This is a genomic window from Microvirga sp. P4_A5, from assembly GCF_056402495.1.
Window position 1 is genome coordinate 1 of record NZ_JBFUHH010000204.1, and the last position, 1,279, is coordinate 1,279.

Here is a 1,279-nt window from a genome sequence, read left to right on the forward strand (position 1 = left end):
GAGTTGGTCCAAGGTCAGTTCGTGCGGCACATAGGAATGCCAGAGCTCAAGCGGCTCCCCGCGCTGCGAGTCATAAGCCCTGACGGCGAGAAGCGTCAGTGCGCTCACGGCAATAAGAACTGCTCCTCGTTTGAACCATTTCAGCACACAAGCACGCATCGATCGGATAACTTTCAAGCTTCAGGAAATGGGGCTTCAACGAGCTCTGGATTCAATCGGCACCGGCTGAACTCGAGTTTGGTGGGAGTTTGATTATCCGATGCGGCGCGCGGTGAGCGCCATCGCGATGTAGGCGGCACCGGCAAAAATGAGCGAAATCCCCGCGATCGTTCCAGGCGTGTAAATGCTCGTATACGGAAATTTCAACAAAAGAGCGGCGCTGGCAAAAAGCGCGATGAGCCCCGACACGAGCAGCCAGCCCCAGCCCGTCTGCGGCCGGAGCCTGAACGCCAGCGCGATCTGGGTGAATCCTTGCACGAGAAAAACCAACGCGATCAAGGCTGTGATTGCGATCGCGCCAGCAAGTGGGTTGAGATAGATCAGGCCACCGCCAACCAGTTGTATGATGCCGATCAGCAGATTCCAGATAAAGCCAGTCCAGGCTTTCACCTGGAAGGACTGGACGATCTGGACGAGACCGACCGCTGCCAGAACCAGGCCGAGCACGAGGCTCGCAGCGAACGTTGAGACGGCTGGCAGCATCACCGCGAGGACACCCCCCAGGAACAGAACGGCGCCAAGGACAAGGAACCAGACCCATTTGGATCGGACGGTCCCATTCAAGTGGTGTGTATCGCGTCTGACATCGCTGCCCATCGCACTCTCCAGCTTTGCCTCGTTTCAGAAACCCCAGATCAATGGCACATAGAACACCGATACGAAGAAGAACCAGATCAGCAGAGGCAATCCCAGTTTCCAATAGTCGCTGAAGGCATAGCCTCCCGGTCCCATTACCATCAGATTCGTCGGCGTTGCGATGGGCGTCAGGAATGCGCCGGCGGCGGCAACGGCTGTGCTCATGAGGACGGGGCGAGGGGATATACCCATGCTCACCGCTGCGGCTACCCCGATCGGGATGACGATAAGCGCGGTTGCCGTTTTGCTGATCAGCTGCCCCATGACCGCGGTGAGCACGAATAGACCAGCCAGCAGCGCATAAGGTCCTGCCTCGCCGACGAGGTCGACGAGGCCTTCGGCCATGAGCTTGGCGGCGCCGGTCTCCACCATGGCGGTCGACAGAGGCATCATCGCGCCCACGAGAATCACGGTCGTCCAGCTG

2 protein-coding genes are annotated in these 1,279 nt (G+C 59.0%); both read right to left on the minus strand.

Annotated features, from left to right (window positions below; genetic code table 11):
- Positions 1–252: 252 nt before the first annotated feature.
- Positions 253–816 (minus strand): HdeD family acid-resistance protein, encoded by a 564-nt coding sequence (locus AC1DVM_RS23135; RefSeq protein ID WP_477258482.1) that lies wholly within the window; start codon positions 814–816, stop codon positions 253–255.
- A 24-nt stretch (positions 817–840) separates the two neighbouring features.
- Positions 841–1,279, minus strand: a 439-nt coding sequence (locus tag AC1DVM_RS23140) for an SLC13 family permease (RefSeq protein ID WP_477258484.1), incomplete at its 5' end; no start/stop codon positions are given.

Bases quoted from the DNA above. Each gene is read 5' to 3' on its own strand.
- AC1DVM_RS23135 (WP_477258482.1), bottom strand. From the start codon at position 816: ATGGGCAGCGATGTCAGACGCGATACACACCACTTGAATGGGACCGTC.